At 63.0% G+C, this 2,125-nt stretch carries 2 protein-coding genes and 1 pseudogene; 2 read left to right on the top strand and 1 reads right to left on the bottom strand.

Annotation, left to right across the window (positions count from 1 at the left end; all coding sequences use genetic code 11):
* Nucleotides 1-885 (top strand): annotated as a pseudogene (locus I5W_RS13380) (quinone-dependent dihydroorotate dehydrogenase); the annotation flags it as partial.
* A 102-nt stretch (nucleotides 886-987) separates the two neighbouring features.
* On the opposite strand, the gene I5W_RS32070 reads toward I5W_RS13380, so the two are convergent.
* Nucleotides 988-1,131: a hypothetical protein gene (locus I5W_RS32070; protein ID WP_156425858.1), complete on the bottom strand. Its 144-nt coding sequence runs from the start codon at nucleotides 1,129-1,131 to the stop codon at nucleotides 988-990.
* Nucleotides 1,132-1,329: 198 nt separating this feature from the next.
* Here I5W_RS32070 and I5W_RS13375 point away from each other — a divergent pair, with 198 nt between their 5' ends.
* A complete protein-coding gene (locus I5W_RS13375; protein WP_044529597.1) occupies nucleotides 1,330-1,938 on the top strand; it encodes a gamma-glutamylcyclotransferase in 609 nt (202 codons plus the stop codon).
* The last annotated feature ends 187 nt before the right edge of the window (nucleotides 1,939-2,125 follow it).

Below are 2,125 nucleotides of genomic sequence, written 5' to 3'. Positions count from 1 at the left end.
ACCCGGGGGCATGGCCGCTGGCCTGGACAGGATGGCGCCTACATCGACGGCCTGGCTGCGCTGGGCTTCGGTTTCATCGAGGTGGGCACGGTCACGCCGCGCGCCCAGCCGGGCAATCCGCTGCCGCGCATGTTCCGCCTGCCGGCCGCCAACGCAGTCATCAACCGCATGGGTTTCAATAACGGCGGGGTCGATGCCTTCGTGGCCAATGTGCAATCCTCGCGCTTCTACCAGGAGCGCCAGGGCGTGCTGGGTCTGAACATCGGCAAGAACGCCGATACCCCCATCGAGCGCGCCGCCGAGGATTACGTGCATTGCCTGGAAAAGGTCTATCCCTACGCCAGCTATGTGACAGTGAACATTTCTTCACCGAACACCAAGAATCTGCGCCAGTTGCAGGGCGCCTCCGAGCTCGATGCACTGCTGTCGCAACTGAAATCGGCCCAGCGCCGCCTGGCCGACCACCATGGCCGCTACGTGCCGGTGGCGCTGAAGATCGCGCCCGACATGGACATGGAACAGGTCAAGAACGTTGCCGATGCACTGTTGCGGCACCAGATCGATGGCGTCATCGCTACCAACACCACCATCACCCGCGATGCCGTCCAGGGGATGCCGCACGGCGAAGAGGCCGGCGGCCTGTCGGGCAAGCCGGTGCTGGAATTGTCCAATCAGGTGATCCGCGGCCTGAAGGCCGAAGTGGGCGACGCCCTGCCCATCATCGGCGTGGGCGGTATCTTCAGCGGTGCCGATGCACGTGCCAAGATCGATGCCGGTGCCTCACTGGTGCAGCTCTATACCGGCCTGATCTACCAGGGGCCGGCGCTGGTGCGCGAATGCGCCGAGGCGTTGCGCGCGCCGCAGGCGGTGGCAGCGCATCACTGAAACCTGGCAAGGTATTGCAAACGAAAACAGCAGGCCAGATGCCTGCTGTTTTTGTCTGATGGTCTATATGCGCAGCAATCTACCGTGCGGTGCAAAGCTTGCTCAGTCCTTGGACGACTCCCGCTTCAGATTGAATATCCGGCGCGCATTGGCATCGGACTCGGACTTCTTCTCGAAATCGGTCTTTTCGCAACCGACCAGCACTACGCCCACGACCAGCGTCAGCAGCATGACGACAACACGCATGATATTCCCCTGAAGATTCGGATGTAGCCCCTGGGCCCGATCGCTGGCGGGCCACAGCAGCCGGCAGGCGCCATTTTATGCGCAAATGGCAATGATGCGACAAGTCCGTGAGGAAAGATTTCACCTTCAGCCGACTTTGCGTTCACCTCTATAATGACAGGCTTCCGACGGCCAAGCCGTCGCTGCCGCATCCTGTCCATGTCCGTCAATACCATCGCCATCAACCGTCAGATGAGCCACTTCGATGACCATGCCAGCCTCTGGCTGTTCGGTTATGGCTCCATCATCTTCAAGGCCGATTTCCCCTATCTGGAGCGCCGCCCCGCCCACATCAAGGGCTGGGCGCGCCGCTTCTGGCAAGCCTCGCACGATCACCGCGGCACGCCTGACGCCCCCGGTCGGGTGGTCACCCTGGTGCCGCAAGCCGGGGCGATCTGCGCCGGCATGGCTTACCTGATCACGCCGGAAGTGTTCGCCCACCTGGATCACCGTGAAAAGAACGGCTACCTGCGCCTGGCGACCCCGATCAGCTTCGAGGATGGTGAACAGCCCGTCGAAGGTCTGATCTACATCGCCGCCGAAGACAATGCCGCCTTCGCCGGCCCAGCCAGCGAAGCCGAGATTGCGCGCCAGATTGCCGGCGCGGTCGGGCCCAGCGGGCGCAACAGCGAATACCTGCTCAAGCTGGCCCAGGCGCTGCGCGAACTGGGCGCCGAAGACCGCCATGTCTTCGACATCGAACGACACCTGCTGCAACTGGCCCCGCAGGCGGCCATGCTATCGTCTGGCAGTCGCGCTGCTACTTGAACGCACCGCATTGAACACCACCATGAGGATGAACAACATGATCAAAGCCCTTGCCGCAAGCCTGACCGTCGCCCTCGCGCTGGCGGCCTGCGCCACGCCCCTGCAACGCACCGCCAGTGGAGAAAATCCGCCCGCGCGCATCTATATCAAGAGCATGACCGACCAGGCGGCGGGCCTGTCGCAGGTT

The organism is Herbaspirillum sp. B65 (assembly GCF_000333555.1).
GTDB classification, from domain to species: domain Bacteria; phylum Pseudomonadota; class Gammaproteobacteria; order Burkholderiales; family Burkholderiaceae_D; genus Herbaspirillum; species Herbaspirillum rubrisubalbicans.
This window is presented reverse-complemented; position numbering and strand designations above follow the sequence as displayed.

Coding starts and splice junctions, on each gene's coding strand:
- I5W_RS32070 (WP_156425858.1), bottom strand. CDS start 1,131: ATGCGTGTTGTCGTCATGCTGCTGACGCTGGTCGTGGGCGTAGTGCTG.
- I5W_RS13375 (WP_044529597.1), top strand. CDS start 1,330: ATGTCCGTCAATACCATCGCCATCAACCGTCAGATGAGCCACTTCGAT.